Origin of the sequence: Paenibacillus woosongensis, assembly GCF_009725165.1 — a bacterium.
GTDB lineage: Bacteria > Bacillota > Bacilli > Paenibacillales > Paenibacillaceae > Fontibacillus > Fontibacillus woosongensis.
Genome location: NZ_WNZW01000002.1, coordinates 605,498 through 622,359, shown reverse-complemented (window position 1 = coordinate 622,359; position 16,862 = coordinate 605,498). Strand labels below are relative to the sequence as shown.

The 16,862-nt window shown below is 50.2% G+C and carries 10 protein-coding genes; 8 read left to right on the top strand and 2 right to left on the bottom strand.

From position 1 onward, the window contains the following. Positions 1-121 precede the first annotated feature (121 nt). The 3 genes from GNP95_RS09280 (at position 122) to GNP95_RS09270 (ending at position 7,047) form a co-directional block, all read left to right on the top strand. A complete protein-coding gene (locus GNP95_RS09280; protein WP_196427116.1) occupies positions 122-1,087 on the top strand; it encodes a M15 family metallopeptidase in 966 nt (321 codons plus the stop codon). 390 nt (positions 1,088-1,477) lie between these two features. Continuing rightward, positions 1,478-2,248: a hypothetical protein gene (locus GNP95_RS09275; RefSeq protein ID WP_155610539.1), complete on the top strand. Its 771-nt coding sequence runs from the start codon at positions 1,478-1,480 to the stop codon at positions 2,246-2,248. Next, positions 2,197-7,047, top strand: a complete 4,851-nt coding sequence (locus tag GNP95_RS09270) for an S-layer homology domain-containing protein (RefSeq protein WP_155610538.1) — start codon at positions 2,197-2,199, stop codon at positions 7,045-7,047. Before GNP95_RS09275 ends, GNP95_RS09270 begins: the two co-directional genes overlap by 52 nt. Positions 7,048-7,268: 221 nt before the next feature. Here the strand turns inward: GNP95_RS09270 and GNP95_RS09265 are convergent, their stop codons facing one another. Further along, complete coding sequence (locus tag GNP95_RS09265) at positions 7,269-8,105, bottom strand: AraC family transcriptional regulator (protein ID WP_155610537.1); 837 nt, start codon at positions 8,103-8,105, stop codon at positions 7,269-7,271. A gap of 126 nt (positions 8,106-8,231) precedes the next feature. On the opposite strand from GNP95_RS09265, the gene GNP95_RS09260 reads away from it, so the two are divergent. Further along, positions 8,232-10,265, top strand: coding sequence for a beta-galactosidase (locus GNP95_RS09260; protein ID WP_155610536.1), 2,034 nt, complete (start codon positions 8,232-8,234; stop codon positions 10,263-10,265). A 61-nt stretch (positions 10,266-10,326) separates the two neighbouring features. Here the strand turns inward: GNP95_RS09260 and GNP95_RS09255 are convergent, their stop codons facing one another. After that, positions 10,327-11,400 carry a M42 family metallopeptidase gene (locus GNP95_RS09255; RefSeq protein WP_155610535.1) on the bottom strand — a complete coding sequence of 358 codons (1,074 nt, stop codon included), beginning with the start codon at positions 11,398-11,400 and terminating at the stop codon, positions 10,327-10,329. A 443-nt stretch (positions 11,401-11,843) separates the two neighbouring features. On the opposite strand from GNP95_RS09255, the gene spoVAE reads away from it, so the two are divergent. The 4 genes from spoVAE (at position 11,844) to GNP95_RS09235 (ending at position 16,777) form a co-directional block, all read left to right on the top strand. Continuing rightward, the gene (gene spoVAE, locus GNP95_RS09250; RefSeq protein WP_155610534.1) at positions 11,844-12,194 is read left to right on the top strand and encodes a stage V sporulation protein AE; all 351 of its coding nucleotides are present in this window, start codon (positions 11,844-11,846) and stop codon (positions 12,192-12,194) included. A gap of 128 nt (positions 12,195-12,322) precedes the next feature. Beyond that, positions 12,323-13,279: an AAA family ATPase gene (locus GNP95_RS09245; RefSeq protein WP_155610533.1), complete on the top strand. Its 957-nt coding sequence runs from the start codon at positions 12,323-12,325 to the stop codon at positions 13,277-13,279. Positions 13,280-13,283: 4 nt separating this feature from the next. Further along, positions 13,284-14,534: a DUF58 domain-containing protein gene (locus GNP95_RS09240; protein WP_155610532.1), complete on the top strand. Its 1,251-nt coding sequence runs from the start codon at positions 13,284-13,286 to the stop codon at positions 14,532-14,534. Beyond that, complete coding sequence (locus GNP95_RS09235; RefSeq protein WP_155610531.1) at positions 14,531-16,777, top strand: transglutaminase-like domain-containing protein; 2,247 nt, start codon at positions 14,531-14,533, stop codon at positions 16,775-16,777. The genes GNP95_RS09240 and GNP95_RS09235 overlap by 4 nt, the downstream gene beginning before the upstream one ends. The last annotated feature ends 85 nt before the right edge of the window (positions 16,778-16,862 follow it).

The following is a 16,862-nucleotide window of genomic DNA, read 5'->3' as shown; positions in this document are numbered from 1 at the left end:
GAGATAATATGATGATGCAATCATGCACCGCCAAAATCCTTAAATGTAAGAGGAGCATATTCTCTGTGCATTTACTGATCTTGGTGGTTCTTTGTTTCTTAGGGCTGAAGGGGGAGACTTGATGAATAGAAAACGGTTAACGACAGGCTTAGGCTTAGCAGCATTACTGGCAGTATTACTAGCAGGATGCTCCTCCACTTCCTTGCCGGCACATGAAAAGAACTTATCCAGTCAAACTATGTCTGAGGAAGCGCAAGCGAGCGAGCACGCTGAGAGACAAAACCTTTCTGGAGAGGCTGAGCAAGCACAAGCAGGGCAGAGCTCTGAACAAGAAGAGCTTGGAGCTGAACCAGGCTTGGAGAGCGATCAAGCGGAGATGGGGCAGAATTCCGCGCAGGAAGGGGAAGAAGCTCAGCTAGAAGCTGAGGCGGATCAAGCAGGGGATCAGCCGATTGTCGGGATTGCGAAGAAGCGAGAGCTGCCTGAAGGGTTTGTTTATGCAGACGAGGTGCTCGAGCATGCTTTCTATGACATTCGCTATTATAGTGAATACAACTTTGTTGGAGAACAAATCGACGGCTATCATGCGCCGTTTGCTATTTTAAGCGTACAAGCAGCAAAGGCGCTAAAAAAAGCAGAACAAGAGTTGGAGCCGCTGGGCTATTCCTTGCTCATTTATGATGCCTATCGTCCGCAAAAGGCGGTGGAGCATTTCAAGAAATGGGCAGCAGATGAGCAGGATGTCAAGATGAAGGAGGAGTTCTATCCAGACATTGACAAGAAAAATGTGTTCAAGCTTGGCTACCTTTCGCAGCGGTCAGGCCATTCACGCGGAAGTACTGTAGATTTAACCTTGGCTGATCAAGTAACGGGAGAGCCGCTTGACATGGGCGGTATACATGATTTTCTGGGCGAGATTTCAGCACATGATGCAGCAGGCTTGACTGAAGCACAGGCTAAGAACCGATTGCTGCTCAAAGAAATGATGATGGCTGCCGGTTTCAAACCGTACAACAAGGAATGGTGGCATTATACATTGAACTACGAGCCCTATCCAAAGAAGTATTTTGATTTTGATGTGGAATAGCAGTTGGCAGCTGTCTTTTTTTGCTAGATAGTTTAATTTAAAGCGGGCGGGGCTATATAAGCTGCCGCTTTTTTTGTGCTGCAAAAAAGTTCTAAGGGCGAAAGGGTCGAACCTTGTTATTGCGATGCAGCTTAAATAACCTGCATATAAGTCTTTAAAAACTTCATTCATCATCACATAAGGCGATGTTAATCTTAGAACGAGCAAACAACAGCTATAGACATTATGAAACGGGGAATTGGAAGCTATGTAAAAATATAAGGAAGGAGGCCAGTTCAAGCTTAAGCATGAAAACGAAAAGTTGTCTCTTCAATTCCTGCAAAGGGCTGGATTTTTTGAGAGGATAGGTTGTTGAGGATTGGACTAGTTAAAGTTATATGGAGGTGCAGTATGAAAAGAACGCTTAATTTCAAGGTGGTTTGGAAGCGCTTTCTCTCGGCTTCCCTTGCCGCACTAATGCTTGCTTCTAGCGCTATAATAACACCGGCATCCGTTTCGGCTTCGTCTGGCAGTGGTTATGAGGTTGAAATTATAGAAAGTGAGAGTAATGGCTTTACTCATCCTGGCGTCGGTGTAACTAAATCTGTCCTGGAAAACATGAGAACGCAGGTATTAGCGAAGAAGGAGCCGTGGTATTCCTATTACCAGGCTATGACCGTATCCTCTGCGGCTTCAAAGTCGGTGACTTCAAGCCATGCCAGCTCTAGCGATCCTGCGAAGCCGGCATCCTATGCGTTCAATAGCCAGGGCATCAATTCAAAGTTTATCCAGGATGGATTGAAAGCTTATACACAAACGCTGATGTATGTTGTTACGGGTGAAGAAGTTTATCGTAAAAATGCAATGGACATCATTCGTATTTGGTCTCAGATGGATCCGGATCAGTATGCGTATTTTAATGATGCTCATATCCATACCGGTATTCCGCTGAATCGAATGGTTACTGCAGCAGAAATTTTAAGATCTGCCAGTTACCAAGATGTATCGCTGGCATGGACAGAAGAGGATACCGCCAATTTTACCAATCATCTAATTAACCCGGTGATTGAAACCTTTCAGCACGATAACAACCATTTTATGAATCAGCATCTATATCGCTTCTCGGTGCAATGGCAGGCTATATTTTTACAGACAATAGAGAAAGATACAATGAAGCTGTAGAGTGGGCTACTGTCAATAAAACGGCTCTTAACCAAGGCTTCAACGGATCGATTAAGCGTTTATTCCGTTTAGTAGAAACCAATGAGGCAACTGGAGATGTATTGGATTCACGGCGAGTCCAGCATGTGGAGATGGGACGGGATCAGGCTCATGGTGCAGGTGATTTAACGAATGCAGCGATTTTGGCCCGAATGTTTTATGCTCAGGGAACGAAAGTAGATCCGACAGAAGGTGTAGCATCCGAGGAAGATCATGCCGTAGGCTACTATGAATTTTTAGATGATCGCGTGCTGAAGGCAGCCGATTACTTTTGGCAGTTTATGCTTGGGTATGACACGCCGTGGACACCTGTGGCGCATTCGATATTTCCTGATGGAGAGGTTAAAGGCATCTATTATAAAATTTCCGATTTATACAAGGGCAGAACAAATACGGCTCTGTTCTGGGATATGTATTACTACTACAAGTATGTCAGGGATATGGATGTGGCGGAAGAGGCGCCGTATTTTTATGAAGCATTTGTGAAGCGGAGTCCATCCAATTACTACTATCAGGGCAACTTTACACAGGCTTGGGAAAGCGTGGACGGCGGAGGCGACTTCTGGCTTTATATTCCGCAGGAAGCCGAGGTGGAAGGAACGCTATATCTTCCTAAAGAGCAGCATGCAGCATTTGTAGAGCTTGAAGAAAGGTATACTGCTTTTGATCAGACCACACGGGCTGCGGTGGATGAAGGAGTTTCATATGTGGAATTCAATCCGGCATCCGAGGGAAGCAAAATTGCGGTTCATAATCTTGCTTTTGGAAATCGCAGCACTTCAAGCCTTGTCGGGGTGAAGTTTCGCAGCAACGGTCCGGCCGTATTGGAGCTGAGCACTGGCTTCGATGCTGAGCCGTATCATACGTTAACCTTGCCAGATACACGCAATGAGTGGAGATATATAACTTTTGATATGGGGATCAATAATGTTTCATATGGCCAACTGCATGGAGATTTCAGCTTGGTTTACATGAATGTCAAAGGCGAAGGCACGACAGTGGGAATGGATCACTTCAATGTCAAGGCAGGGGAACAGCTGACTCCGCCCGTTTTTAATACTGGGAAGTCGGATTTAGCCATCGATGTATTTGTCGGTGCGCCATTGCAGTTGGACTTCTCTGCGACGGATTTCAGTTCTTCAGATGTTTTGACGTATAACATAGCTGAACTTCCGAACGGAGCTTCATTAAATGCAGATACTGGAGAATTTTTATGGCAGCCGCTGCAATCAGGGATCTATTCTTTTGTAGTAGAAGCATCAGATGGAACTACCCTGGAGACCAAGAAGGTAACGATAGCGGTAGCTGTCGATCGAGCTGCTGCAGTCGAGGCGGTCCGCTCTCTGTATGATCCGAATACGCTCTATGAGACAGCATCGCTTAACTATTATAATCAGGTATTATCCGAGACGGAAAAACTGCTGGAGACTGCTAATGATGAACAATTTGTAGAGCAGTTGAAGTCCTTGAAGGCAGCGGCCGAAAATCTTCAATGGCTTACTCCGCTGTTGAAGGATGGCAGCATGGATTATAGCCATATTGTCAACTCTACCTTTGGAGACTCTATCTCTCTTCTCGTGGATGACAATGATAATTCGTTTCCTGTCTACTCGTTGGCGCCGGATCTTTATCATATTGTAGATTTTGGTTCCGACTATAAGGTTTCCGCAGAAGCTTTTGGTTTTGAAGGCAGGATGAATTTTGACGATCGAATGGCTGGAACGACGGTTTATGCCTCTAATGATGGAGTTAACTGGACAAGAATTACACCAGGGCAAACGGAATTTACTAGTGAAATGTCAATGATCGAGGTGGCAGATGAATATCAAAATTCGCAATTTCGATTGTTCAAAATCCAAATGATTGATCCGCAGCCGGATGTTTTGCACGGGAAGATTTCCAACATGCTGGAGTTAAGCGAGTTTAGAATTTTCGGGCAGCGCCATGAGGCTAGCAACAGGTTAGAATCTATTTCCATTGGCTCAGACCAAAGTATGAAAGGCAGAATTGTAAAAGGCGATAGCGTCAAGCTAACGTTTGAAGCGAAAGAAGAAATCAGTGATGTCCGAGTTGTGATTCAGGGGCAGGAAGCGGATGTTCAGACCACGGATCATATGAGTTTTACCGCCGTTGCAGCAATGGGAGATGAGGCGGAAACCGGGACGATCGCATTCTCCATCGATTACTTAACCTATGATGGAACAGCGGGAGACACGGCATATTTTACTACCGATGGCTCCAAGCTGTTTCTTGCAGACGAGTCGAATTTGATCGGCGATGTACTGGAAATGGCTTGTCTTATCGACTCTACTACGGGCAGATCCGCAGCGGACACTTTGAAGCAGACAGGCTACTTATTTGACAACGACATTACCACCTTCTCTGACTATCGCTTTAATGGGGGCGGAGCAGGAGGCTATATTTCCTTCGATTTTAAAGAAGGGAACAGGGTTGAGCTTAGCAGCGTAGATCTTCTTGCCAGGCAGGATCAGTACTATACGAGAATACGAGGTACGGTAGTGCAAGGCTCTAACGATAATGTAACGTGGACGACAATAAGCAGCGCAGCGTCCTCCATGGAAGAGTGGCAGCAATTGAAGATTACGGATCCAGGCCCTTACAGATATATTCGTCTATACAATTCCAGCGCCTGGTTCGGTAATATGGCTGAAGTTAAGTTTTATGGTTCTGTTACATCTGTTAGCAAGCTTGAATCGGTTTCGATCAGCTCGGAGCAAGCCATACGAAACAGAATTGTTTCGGGGGATACCGTTAAATTGTCGATTCAGGCGAAAGAAGCCATCAACGATGTTCGAGTCATGATTCAAGGGCAGGAGGCAGTGGTCAGCACAGAGGACGATGTGAACTTTATAGCAGCTGCAGTCATAGAGGAAGGAGTGTCAACAGGGCTGGTCAACTTCACCATTAACTATAAGCTGCAGGATGGAAGCGACGGTTTCCAAATTACGTCCACAACGGATTTCTCTACATTAATCCTTGTCGACGAGACGCATGTCATTGAGAATGTGACAAGCATTAGTGAATTAATCGATTCTACAGCAGGCAGAACAGCAGCGGACACACTGAAGCAAGTAAACAATTTGTTTGATAGTAATGCAAGCACGAATTCGGATTTCCGTGCAGGCAGCAGTTCAGGCAGCGGCAGCTATATCATTTTTGACTTCAAAGAAGGCCATGCTGTTCAGCTATCCACGGTTGAATTGCTGGCCAGGCAGGATCAGTATTATACGAGAATAAAAGGAACGATAGTCCAGGGTTCAAACGATAATATGACATGGACAAATTTAACGGTTCCAGCGGCCTCAACCATGGAATGGCAAACACTTTCTATCAGCGAGAGTGCACCGTACCGTTACATTCGGATATATAACTCCGGTACATGGTATGGCAATATGGCAGAGCTGCGCTTACACAAGGCGGAGCCGGTAACATTGGAGAATTTGACGATAGCGCCAGATTCCGTTTCGTTAGGGGGTGGAAGTACGCAAGCGTTGAGCGTAACAGCTAACTATTCGGACGAAACGCAAGCAGATGTAACTGCATTCGCAAGCTACAGCACAAGCAACGAGTCCGTGGCGATGGTCAATGAAGCTGGCGTTGTGTCAGCCGTAGCCGAAGGCATATCGGTGATTACGGCGACATATGAAGGCGAGAGCGCAATGGTAGGCGTGGCGGTAAAATTAGTACTGGAGCCAGGTCCAGAGCCAGAGCCAGTAACATTGGAAAGTTTGACGATAGCGCCAGAGACCGTTTCGCTAAAGATTGGAACTACGCAAGCATTGAGCGTAAAAGCCAATTACTCCGACAAAACACAAGCGGACATAACCGCATTCGCAAGCTACACCACAAGCAACGAGTCCGTAGCGACGGTCAATAAAGCTGGCGTAGTATCAGCCGTAGCTGAAGGCATATCGGTCATTACTGCGACATATGAGAACGAGAACGTTATGGTAAGGGTGAAGATAACGACACCCAGCAGCAGCGGCAATACGGGGAGTGGGAACGCAGGGAATGGGAACACATCACGTCCAACGGAGCCGGCAGGGTCTGCTGCTCCAACGGAACCGCTACAATCTGCTCCAGCGGAATCAGATCCAACTGAACCTGAACCCGGCCCAACAGAGCCAGCTCAGCCGACGCCAGCAAAGCCTGTGTTCAACGATAAAGTTGATCTAGCTGTCCTCCGGGCAATGATTAAACATGGGCAAAATGCGCCCGCTGCGCGCTTCCAAGACGTGTCCCCGTCAGCATGGAGCGCATCAGCAATTGGGCGGGCAGCTCGCATGGGCTTTGTATTGGGTTTTGAGGATGGTACGTTCAGACCCAATGCCAGTATTACCAGAGCAGAGTTTGCAATGATGGTTGCTAAAGCATTTGGACCGACATCCGCAGGCAATGCGTTTTTCTCGGATATACGGCAGCATTGGGCGGCGAAAGAGATTGCGGCATTGAAGGAGTTGGGCATCATTTCGGGATATAGCGACGGTACATTCCGCCCTAATCAGCAAGTTACTCGCGAGGAAATGGTAGCTGTTCTTGCTCGATTGACGAACTATGTCCCGGTAGAGTTGTCTCCATTCACTGATATTGAATCTAGTTGGGCTGCGGATGCAATTCATGCGTTTGCTGCGGCTGGAATCGTGTCGGGCAAGGGAGAAAGCCGATTCGCTCCTGCTGATCCAGCTTCGCGCGAGGAGGCTGTTACGCTCATTATTCGTCTTTTAGACAAGTTGAATTAACCTTATTCAAATACCGTTTATGGAAAGCGCCATTGTTCTTACTGTAGGAAAATCGTACAAAATGTGCGCAAGGCAAACTGTTAATCAAAAAATCCATCAAGTAAAAATAAATCAGATGATCCTAAATGAATTTGCAAGACTGCCCAGAAGATGGATGCCTCCGTCTTCTGGGCATTTCGTCTTCTAGCCCCAGTTTGACTTGTTATTCTAGCTAAAAGTTATTATGAATATACTTTGCGGAACTGCTGCGGGGTCATGCCAGTATTTCTGCGGAACGTCGCAACGAAATGGCTTGGGTCGCGAAACCCGGTATGCTCCGCTATCGCCGCCACCGTTAAATCGGAGCGGCCGGCCAGCAGTTCCTTCGCCTTATGTATGCGCATCTGCACGAAGTAGGCGTACGGGGACAGGCTGAAGGCCCGCTGAAACAGCTTGCTCAGCTGCCGTCCCGACATTTGGGCGGTTTCGGCGAGATCATCAAGACCGACATCGCTGTCATTAAAATTCTGCTCCATCCATTTCAATACGGGAATCAGCCTTTCGATGTTCCGGGAGGCGGACATCTGGCTGACTTGGCCGTATTTGCTAAGCAGGCCAAGAAAGCGGTAGGCATCCGTGGACGTCTCGAGCCCGAACATATCGGTGTCCGTGTCGAGTCTGGCCAGCATGTGGCTCAGCAAAGGAACAAACGGAGAGTCGGTGTCCAGGCGGTACAGCGATGAAGTCAGCACGCCAAAGGATGCCAGAATGTGCGCGGCAGCCTCGCCTCCGAAAGTCAAATAATAAGTGCGCCATATTCCGGCGGGATTAGCTTCGTAACGATGGGGCAGTCCAGGGGGCAATAGCACGCCTGTTCCTTCGGTCAGCCTGACCGTTTCATTGGCAAAATGCAGGATCCCCTCGCCTTCTTCGGTTTGAATCCAGTGATATTTAGGATACCCTTCCGGGCGGGAGATGGGCTCCTGCTCAGGATTATAGCCGATGCTCTCTACGCTAACCGGCAGCCCAGAGGCGCCGGACGGTGAGAATACGAAGCGGCGCATCGCTTTTGCGATCATCAGAATCACCTGCCTGATAGAGTTCCATATTATTATATCCTCAATCAATATTATTATATATATAGCAGTAAATTAAGCAATTACAATGATAATATAATTATATTTCATTAAAGGATGTGTATCGCATTGATTAATGATAAGCTGCCGAAGATTTGGTATGGAGGCGACTATAACCCGGAGCAATGGGGACCAGAGGTTTGGAGCGAGGATGATCGCATGTTCAAGCTGGCGGGCATCGATGTGGCGACGATAAACGTTTTTGCCTGGGCTGTTCTTCAGCCCGATGAAGAGACCTATGATTTTTCGGCCCTGGATGCCACGATAGATCGTTTATATAACAATGGAGTGTATGTTTGCCTGGGAACAAGCACGGCGGCTCACCCGGCCTGGATGGCCAAGAAATATCCTGACGTAACGCGGGTGGATGTACAAGGCAGAAAACGCAAATTCGGCGGGCGGCACAATTCCTGTCCTAACAGCCCGACTTACCGCAAATATTCCGCCCGTATTGCCGGAAAGCTGGCCGAGCGGTATAAGGACCATCCCGCACTGCTGATCTGGCACGTTTCGAACGAATACGGCGGCTACTGCTATTGCGACAACTGTGCCAAAGCTTTCCGCGTATGGCTTAAGAAGCGTTACGGCACAATCGAGAACGTGAACAAGGCCTGGAATACGAGATTCTGGGGACACACGTTCTATGAATGGGATGAAATCGTACAGCCGAGCGAGCTGAGCGAAGAGTGGAACGGCAACCGCACGAACTTCCAGGGAATTTCCCTCGATTACCGCAGATTCATGTCGGACAGCTTGCTGGAATGCTACAAGCTGGAGCATGATGAAATCAGGCAGCATACGCCGAATATACCGATCACGACTAACCTGATGGGGACTTACCCTGAGCTGGATTACTTCAAATGGGGCAAAGAAATGGACGTCGTTTCCTGGGACAACTATCCTTCCCTGGACACGCCGGTCAGCTTTACGGCAATGAGCCATGATTTAATGCGCGGGCTTAGAAGCGGCCAGCCGTTCATGCTCATGGAGCAGACGCCGAGCCAGCAGAACTGGCAGGCTTACAACTCTCTGAAACGGCCGGGCGTTATGCGTCTATGGAGCTATCAGGCCGTTGCCAGAGGCGCGGATACGGTCATGTTCTTCCAATTGCGGCGCTCAATCGGGGCTTGCGAGAAATACCATGGCGCCGTCATCGAACATGTCGGGCATGAGCATACGCGTGTATTCCGGGAGTGCGCCGAGCTTGGTCGCGAATTGCAGCAGTTGTCCGACAAGCTGATCGACGCGAGAACGCAGGCGAGAATTGCCATCGTTTACGACTGGGAGAACCGCTGGGCCATCGAATTGTCGAGCGGGCCGACGGTCGCCTTGAACTATGTGAATGAAGTGCATAAATTTTACGATGCCCTCTTCCAAATGAACATCGAGGCAGACATGGTGAGTGTGGAGGAGGACTTCAGCAAATACGATATCGTCATCGCTCCGGTAATGTATATGGTAAAACCGGGTTTTGCTAAGAAATCGGAGGAATTCACAGCTGGCGGCGGCACGTTTGTGACAACCTTCTTTAGCGGAATCGTCAATGAGAATGACATTGTCACGCTGGGAGGATATCCGGGAGAGCTCCGCTCCCTGCTCGGTATCTGGGCTGAGGAGATCGATGCGCTGTTCCCGGATCAGAAGAACAGAATCGTCATGAAGCAGCCATGGGGAGAGCTGCAGGGCGAATATGACTGCGGTCTGCTCTGCGATTTGATCCATTCCGAAGGAGCGGAAGTTCTGGCTGAGTATGGCGATGATTTCTACCAGGGCATGCCGGTTATCACAAGAAATCGGTTTGGCTCCGGTCAAGCCTATTATGTAGCCAGCAGTCCCGATGCTTCCTTCCTGAAAGGCTTCTTAGCCAATCTATGCGCAGAGAAAGGGATCGAGCCGCTAGTGTCCGCGGGAGAGGGCGTGGAATCGGCCCGGCGCGTGAAGAACGGCAACGCCTATCTGTTCCTGCTTAACCATAATGCTGCTCCGGCAGAGGTGCGGATCGGCGACGGAGAGCAGAAGGATCTTCTTACGAACGAGACGGTTAAAGGCTCGGTTACGGTGCCTGGCCGCGGCGTCATGATTCTGGAGAGCGCGCTGAAGTAAAATATTATAGGATAACACTGCGAAAGGCGCCTGCATGAGCAGGCGCCTTAAACATTTATCGTCAGCTATTCTCGAGAATCGTGTTCAACGTAGTGCGGTCCAGCCCTTCGACGAGCTTGATCAGCAGCTCCTTAGCCGCTGCATAATCATCGGTGTGGATAATCGAAGAGGATGTATGAATATAACGGGAGCATATGCCGATGACAGCCGACGGAACGCCGATGCCGCTTAAATGGACTTGGCCTGCGTCAGTTCCTCCCGGAGAGACAAAGTATTGATACTTGATGCGATGCGTATCGGCCGTATCCTGCACGTATTCCAGGAGGCCGCGGTGTGTCAGCATGCTCGGATCGTAAATCCGCAGCAAGGTTCCTTCGCCGAGCCTGCCGAACGCCCGTTTGTCTCCGGCCATATCGTTGGCGGCACTGGCATCCAGGGCGAAGAAGATATCCGGCTGAATCAGGTTCGCTGCCGTTCTTGCGCCCCGCAGGCCAAGCTCTTCCTGAACGTTCGCTCCGCAATACAGTGTGTTCGGGAGCTGCCTGCCATGCACCGCCTGCATCAGCTCGATGGCAAGCCCGACGCCGTAGCGGTTGTCCCAGGCCTTGGCCATAATTTTCTTGGGGTTGGCCAGCGGAGTAAATTCGCAAATCGGTACAATCTGCTGCCCGGGGCGAATACCGAAGGCTTCCGCTTCGGCGCGGTCATCCGCTCCGACGTCCAGATACATCGCCTTAATATCCACGGGCTTGCTGCGGGCCGCATCGTCAAGCAAATGCGGCGGCGTAGAGCCGACGACGCCGATAATGGTCCTTTCCGGCGTAATAATCTGCAGGCGCTGGGCCAATACTGCCTGGCTCCACCAGCCGCCGAGCGGCTGGAACGTGACCATGCCCGTTTCCGTAATTCCCGTAACCATGAAGCCTACTTCGTCCATATGCCCGGCAACCATTACTTTAGGGCCTTGCTCATCGCCGCGGATGACGCCGAACAGGCTGCCCAGGCGGTCCTGCACAAATTCTTCCGTATATGCCGACAGCTTCTCTTTTAGCAGTGCCCGAAGATCTCTTTCGAAGCCCGGAGCTGCTGGAAACTCGGTTAATTGCTTGAATAATGAACGTGTTTCTTCATTCATGAAATGTCTCTCCTTCCATCTATTTTAGTATGAACCAGCTTTTCCGGATTGTCCATTCACGTCAAACCAAGATCTTGCATATAATTGCAGAAGAGCATGCTGGGAGTCATAGGGAGGCAATGACAATGGCGATGGAACGGTATTCGAGGGACTGGCTGCTGATCTGTTTGTTGTTCATTTTGCTCGTTATCGTGCTTCAATATTTGTAGACAAGATAAGACGGGTCAACATGCGTCATAAGAAAAGAACGGCAGAAGCGCAGTCTCCTTGGCGAAACAGCTTAGGAGATGCGCTTTTTTTATGCATAGATCTCGCGGCAGCTGCCATTATGGATGATTTACCAAACATAACAAGCGGCGAAGCGGTAAATAATATTTGGCAAAGCATGAGAGCATACCCTGCATCGCTTATGCGGTAGTTTTGGAAATGGAGGATGGTGGGCAATGATTTTTCTGTGGGCTTTTATCGTTGGTGGGTTGTTCTGCGTCGTCGGACAGTTGATGTTTGACGTCATAAAGCTGACTCCGGCTCACACGATGAGCACGCTTGTCGTAATCGGCGCCGTGATGGATGCGTTCGGCTGGTATGATCCGCTGATTAAATTCGCAGGGGCTGGCGCCTCGGTGCCAATTACAAGCTTTGGCAACTCGCTGGTACACGGCGCATTAACAGAGCTGCAGAAGGATGGCTGGATCGGCGTCATCACCGGCATCTTTGAAGTAACCAGCGCCGGCATTTCAGCGGCGATTATTTTCTCCTTCCTGGCTGCCCTTGTCGTTCGGCCAAGAGGATAAGCGAGTATGAATCCCCGTTAGAGCGTGTAACGCTTTGCGGGGATTTATTATGCATGTGTACTTCCCCTCCCTGCTTCATGTACAATAAGTATAAGTGTGACGAATGATGTCTGAGGAGGGAATATTTGATGCCCGTAAGAGAGCAATCGATACAAACGATGTCTGCTGTCCGAGCAAACCTGGAATCCTGCATATTGGGAAAAGAATTTGAGATCACCCTTCTTCTCACTGCTCTCCTTGCCGGAGGTCACGTATTGATCGAGGATGTGCCCGGAACGGGAAAAACCCAGCTCATCAAAGCTATGGCCAAGTCCATGAGCGGAGAATACCGCCGCATCCAATGCAATCCCGACATTTTGCCGAGCGATATAACTGGCGTATCGGTTTTTCATCCGCATGAAGAACGCTTCGTATTTCGGCCGGGTCCGGTCATGACGAATATTCTGCTTGCCGACGAGATTAACCGCGCGACGACGAAGACCCAGTCGGCCCTGCTGGAAGTTATGGAGGAACGCAGTGTGACGGCCGATGGCCATACATATGAACTGCCGCATCCTTTCATGCTTTGCGCTACGCAGAACCCGATCGATTTTGAGGGTACCTATATGCTGCCGGAAGCTCAGCTGGATCGTTTCATGATGAAAATAGCGATGGGCTACCCTGATGCGGCAACAGAGAAAACCATGCTGCTGTTTCATGCCAAGGGCCAGCCTGCCGATCAGCTTCAGGCCGTGACTACGATGGACGAAATTGCCAAGATCCAAGAAGAGATCCGCGACGTTTATTTGAGTGATGCTCTGGGCGATTACTTGCTCGGCATCGTCCGCCGTACCCGAGAGCATGAGTCTGTCCTTCTTGGGGCAAGTCCTCGGGCTTCGCTTGCTTTCGTTATGGCGGTAAAAGCGTACGCCTTTCTTCAGGAGCGGGACTACGTGATTCCCGACGATATCAAGACGCTTGCGTCTTATGTGCTTGGCCACCGAATTCTGCTTCGCCCGGAAGCCCGGCTTGGCAGCATGAGCGCACAGCAGGTGCTTCAGCAAATCATTAAACAGGCGCAAGTGCCCATCTCTTCGGTAGGTTGAGAAGATGCGAGCCCTGCTGAATACATGGAAATCAGGCGTACGCTCGTTGAAATTTTGGAGAGTCGCCTCCTTATGGCTGATTTGTCTGCTCTATTTGTTATTTCAGGGCGGCAAAACTTCATTTATGCTCTTTGCGATGGTTACCTTGCTCGTATGCTACTGGCTTCTCAGCAGTCTGTGGGGAATCCGCCAGATTAAGGGCCACCGGACGATGCTGTCCGTACATGGAGAGCAATTTTTGCTCCAGGCCGGGGACCAGGCTCAAATTAGGCTGCAGCTTCAGCTCCCCAGATTGCTGCCGCTGCCGTATATCATCGTCCGAGAGGTCATGAAGCGCCATAATGGCGATTCGTGGGCGTTTGAGGATAGCGTTATTCCCCAAAACCGCGGCGAGGCCGAGCTCGTATATAATACGCCGCCGCTGGAACGGGGACAATATGAATTTGCAGGTACAGAATGCAAGTCCGAGGATATTTTTGGTCTTATGGAGCATAAGGGGACTTTTCAGGCCGCTGCCCAATTCCGCGTGCTTCCAAGAACGGTGTTCATTCCCCATTGGCAGTTATATAGCCGGAATTCGAGGCTTCCCGGACCGGAGACGGCCGTATCCAATTCCCGCCGCGAGACGACGCAAATCAACGGGGTTCGCGATTATGTCTACGGGGACCGGATTTCCAGAATACACTGGGGCGCAACGGCGAAGACGGGAACTTGGAAATCCAAGGAATTCGAGCATGAATCTCTTCCGAAGACCATCCTGGTCCTGGATGCAAATGCAAGCAGCTATAAGACTTCGCAGCAGTTTGAACTGGCAGTGTCCGTCTGCGCATCTTTGCTCGAATACGGTTTGCGGGAAAGGATCAGCATGGGACTTTGTACGCTAGGTCAGGAGCTTCGCAGATTTGCCCCAGCCGAAGGATATATCGAGCGTCAGCAAATGATCCAGCATCTAGTCGATATCAATGCGGACGGAAGCGGGAGCCACCAAGAACGCCTGGACGAGATCCGGGACTTTTTCCCGGAGAGCTCTTTCTTCATTTGGATTAGTCCGCTGGCGGATAAAACGGCGGCCAGTGTCTTTGGCTGGGCCAAAATGAGACGGATGACGCCCTATCATATTCAGGTGTCCGTCCCAGGACAAGGGGGAGGAGCGCGTTCTTCCTGGCAAACGGCTCTTCATCACCGGGAAATCCGGGGAATCCAAGTCTCCTCTCTGCAGGAACTTCCCTCCGCGATGGGAGGGGGACTTACATGAACAATGCGGTAAAATCCCCCGAGCCGGCATGGTATAGGCTCTTTGTCATTGTCTGGATGATGATTATCGGCATGCAGTGGATCGATTATACAGAACCGATTTGGTATCAGGAGACGACGGCTCTCGTTACAGCAACGCTCTTTGCCGTCGCTTTATGTGAAGCATTGCTGCATTCTCGCCCATGGCTTAACTGGACGTTGAAATCTTTTGCACTTATTGTGATACTCCGAATCATTTTGGGCATTTATATTTATTATCCGAGCGGCCCGGTCTTTCCGGATCAGGCTCGCCAACTGCTAGCGCACTCGTCCCCTTATATCTGGTTTGCCCTAGCCGCTTGGGGATTGTTCGATTTGCTGATCCGTTTGCTGACAGATCGCGCCAAGGTCATCATGTTCTTAAGCTGCAATTTGCTTGCCTTGACCATATTGGATTCCTTTACTTCCTATTATTTGTGGGGAAATGTCGCTTGGCTAGTGTTCGCTGGTCTGGGATGGCTAGTATGCCTGCATTTCCGCAAATTTCAGCTTAAATACCCGCAAGGATGGGTGAAGCTGCGCAAAGAACCGCTGAAAATTACGCTGAACATCGTCGTTATTTTCGCTTCGGTACTTTTGATCGGGGTAAGCATGCCTGCGGTTTCGCCTATTTTGACCGACCCGTACACGGCCTGGAAGAAAAGAGGCGCCGCTGTACAGGCGCCCGGTCCGGGTGCCGTACCGTCCAGCGAAACGAGCATTATTCCGTCGCCGAATTACCCGGAGGAAGTATTGTCGGGCTATAGCCGAGACGACACCCGACTGGGAGACGGCTTCGAATTCAGCTACAGCCCGGTCATGAATGTGATTTCCGATGTCCGTTCGTATTGGCGGGGAGAGACCCGCCGGATATACACCGGCGCCGGCTGGGCTGATCTGGACAAAGAAGGGCGGGACACGCATTTCTATGCAGGTGGCGGCGACAACAGCCAACCTCTTGTTAATCGCGATGCGGGCCGGATAGAGACCCGTAAGGTGGAGCAAATTGTTACGATGCAGACGGATAAAGATTATCCAGTGTTATTCGGGGGTTACGCAATCAGCAGCGTGGAAGTACTGGATGAGGAACCGGAAGCCCGGCCCCGGATGCATTGGGCCGGCAAGGAGGCGGAGCTGCGTTGGAGCGGGTTTAGCGGAGCTGATCCCGGTTATGCTTATCCGAAGCGGTATAAGGTGACTGCGGAGATCCCGGTCATTCCGGTGGAGGAACTAAGGCAGGCAAGCTATGACGCGCTTTATTCGTCCCGGAACGTGAACGGCCAATATTTGCAGATTCCGGCTAATTTTCCGCAGAGGGTACGTGAGCTGGCAGAGGAAGTTACGGCAGAGGGCGCTACACCCTATGAGAAAATGGAACTGCTGCAAGCGTACCTCCGGCAAAATTATGAATATACGAACAAGCCCGATCTGACCAGGAAGCAAAGCGAGGACTTCGTCGACAGCTTCCTGTTCGAAATCAAGCAGGGTTATTGCGATTATTACTCGACGTCTATGGTGATGATGGCCCGATCACTGCAAATTCCGGCGAGATGGGTCAAAGGCTATGCACCGGGGAGCATGCCCACCATGGAAATGATGCAGCGCTTCCCGGAAATGGAGACCGGCTACAGTGTAAGCAATTCAGACGCTCATTCCTGGGCTGAGCTGTACTTCGGGGAAGAATATGGCTGGATCCCGTTTGAAGCAACTCCCGGCTTCGATACAACGCTGCTGACCCCGGAAGAGGAAAGCGTAGATACGTGGAGCGAGGATTTGGCGGAGGATGACGCAAGCAGCGAGGAGATGTCCAATTTGCTCGATGGCATGGATCCAAAGGTGCTGCGCTGGGTATTCGGAATCTCGTTGACTACACTCGTTTCATCGCTCATGTATATGTTCCGATCCGAGTTATATTTGGCGTTAGTAAGAATAAGGCTTGGACGCAGCCTGACTTTGGCAGAGAAAATATCCTTTGAGGTGCTCCGAGTGGTCCGGCGTTTGCGGCGGCAGGGGCTGTACCGGGAAGAGCATGAAACGATGCGGGAATCCATTGTCCGCTGGGAGCTGGATCAGCCGGAGCTGGCACAGCTGCTTCACCCTTTATTGATCAGCTTTGAGAAAGCGAACTATAGCCCGGATACCGTGCTGCCGGAGCACTTGCTGGAAGTGAAGGAGCTCTCGCGCAAGCTGAGCAAGGCGGTTAAAGGGAGAAACAATTCCGCATAACAAACAGAGACGGGATTCAATTTCCCAAATGTCCTCGGTGCGCTTGCAACGGGGGCGTTTTCTTTTTTAAAATATAAGGAAGTCG

Bases quoted from the DNA above. Each gene is read 5' to 3' on its own strand.
- GNP95_RS09245 (WP_155610533.1), top strand. From the start codon at position 12,323: ATGCCCGTAAGAGAGCAATCGATACAAACGATGTCTGCTGTCCGAGCA.
- spoVAE (WP_155610534.1), top strand. From the start codon at position 11,844: ATGATTTTTCTGTGGGCTTTTATCGTTGGTGGGTTGTTCTGCGTCGTC.
- GNP95_RS09235 (WP_155610531.1), top strand. From the start codon at position 14,531: ATGAACAATGCGGTAAAATCCCCCGAGCCGGCATGGTATAGGCTCTTT.
- GNP95_RS09270 (WP_155610538.1), top strand. From the start codon at position 2,197: ATGGCAGGCTATATTTTTACAGACAATAGAGAAAGATACAATGAAGCT.
- GNP95_RS09255 (WP_155610535.1), bottom strand. From the start codon at position 11,400: ATGAATGAAGAAACACGTTCATTATTCAAGCAATTAACCGAGTTTCCA.
- GNP95_RS09280 (WP_196427116.1), top strand. From the start codon at position 122: ATGAATAGAAAACGGTTAACGACAGGCTTAGGCTTAGCAGCATTACTG.
- GNP95_RS09275 (WP_155610539.1), top strand. From the start codon at position 1,478: ATGAAAAGAACGCTTAATTTCAAGGTGGTTTGGAAGCGCTTTCTCTCG.
- GNP95_RS09265 (WP_155610537.1), bottom strand. From the start codon at position 8,105: ATGATCGCAAAAGCGATGCGCCGCTTCGTATTCTCACCGTCCGGCGCC.
- GNP95_RS09240 (WP_155610532.1), top strand. From the start codon at position 13,284: ATGCGAGCCCTGCTGAATACATGGAAATCAGGCGTACGCTCGTTGAAA.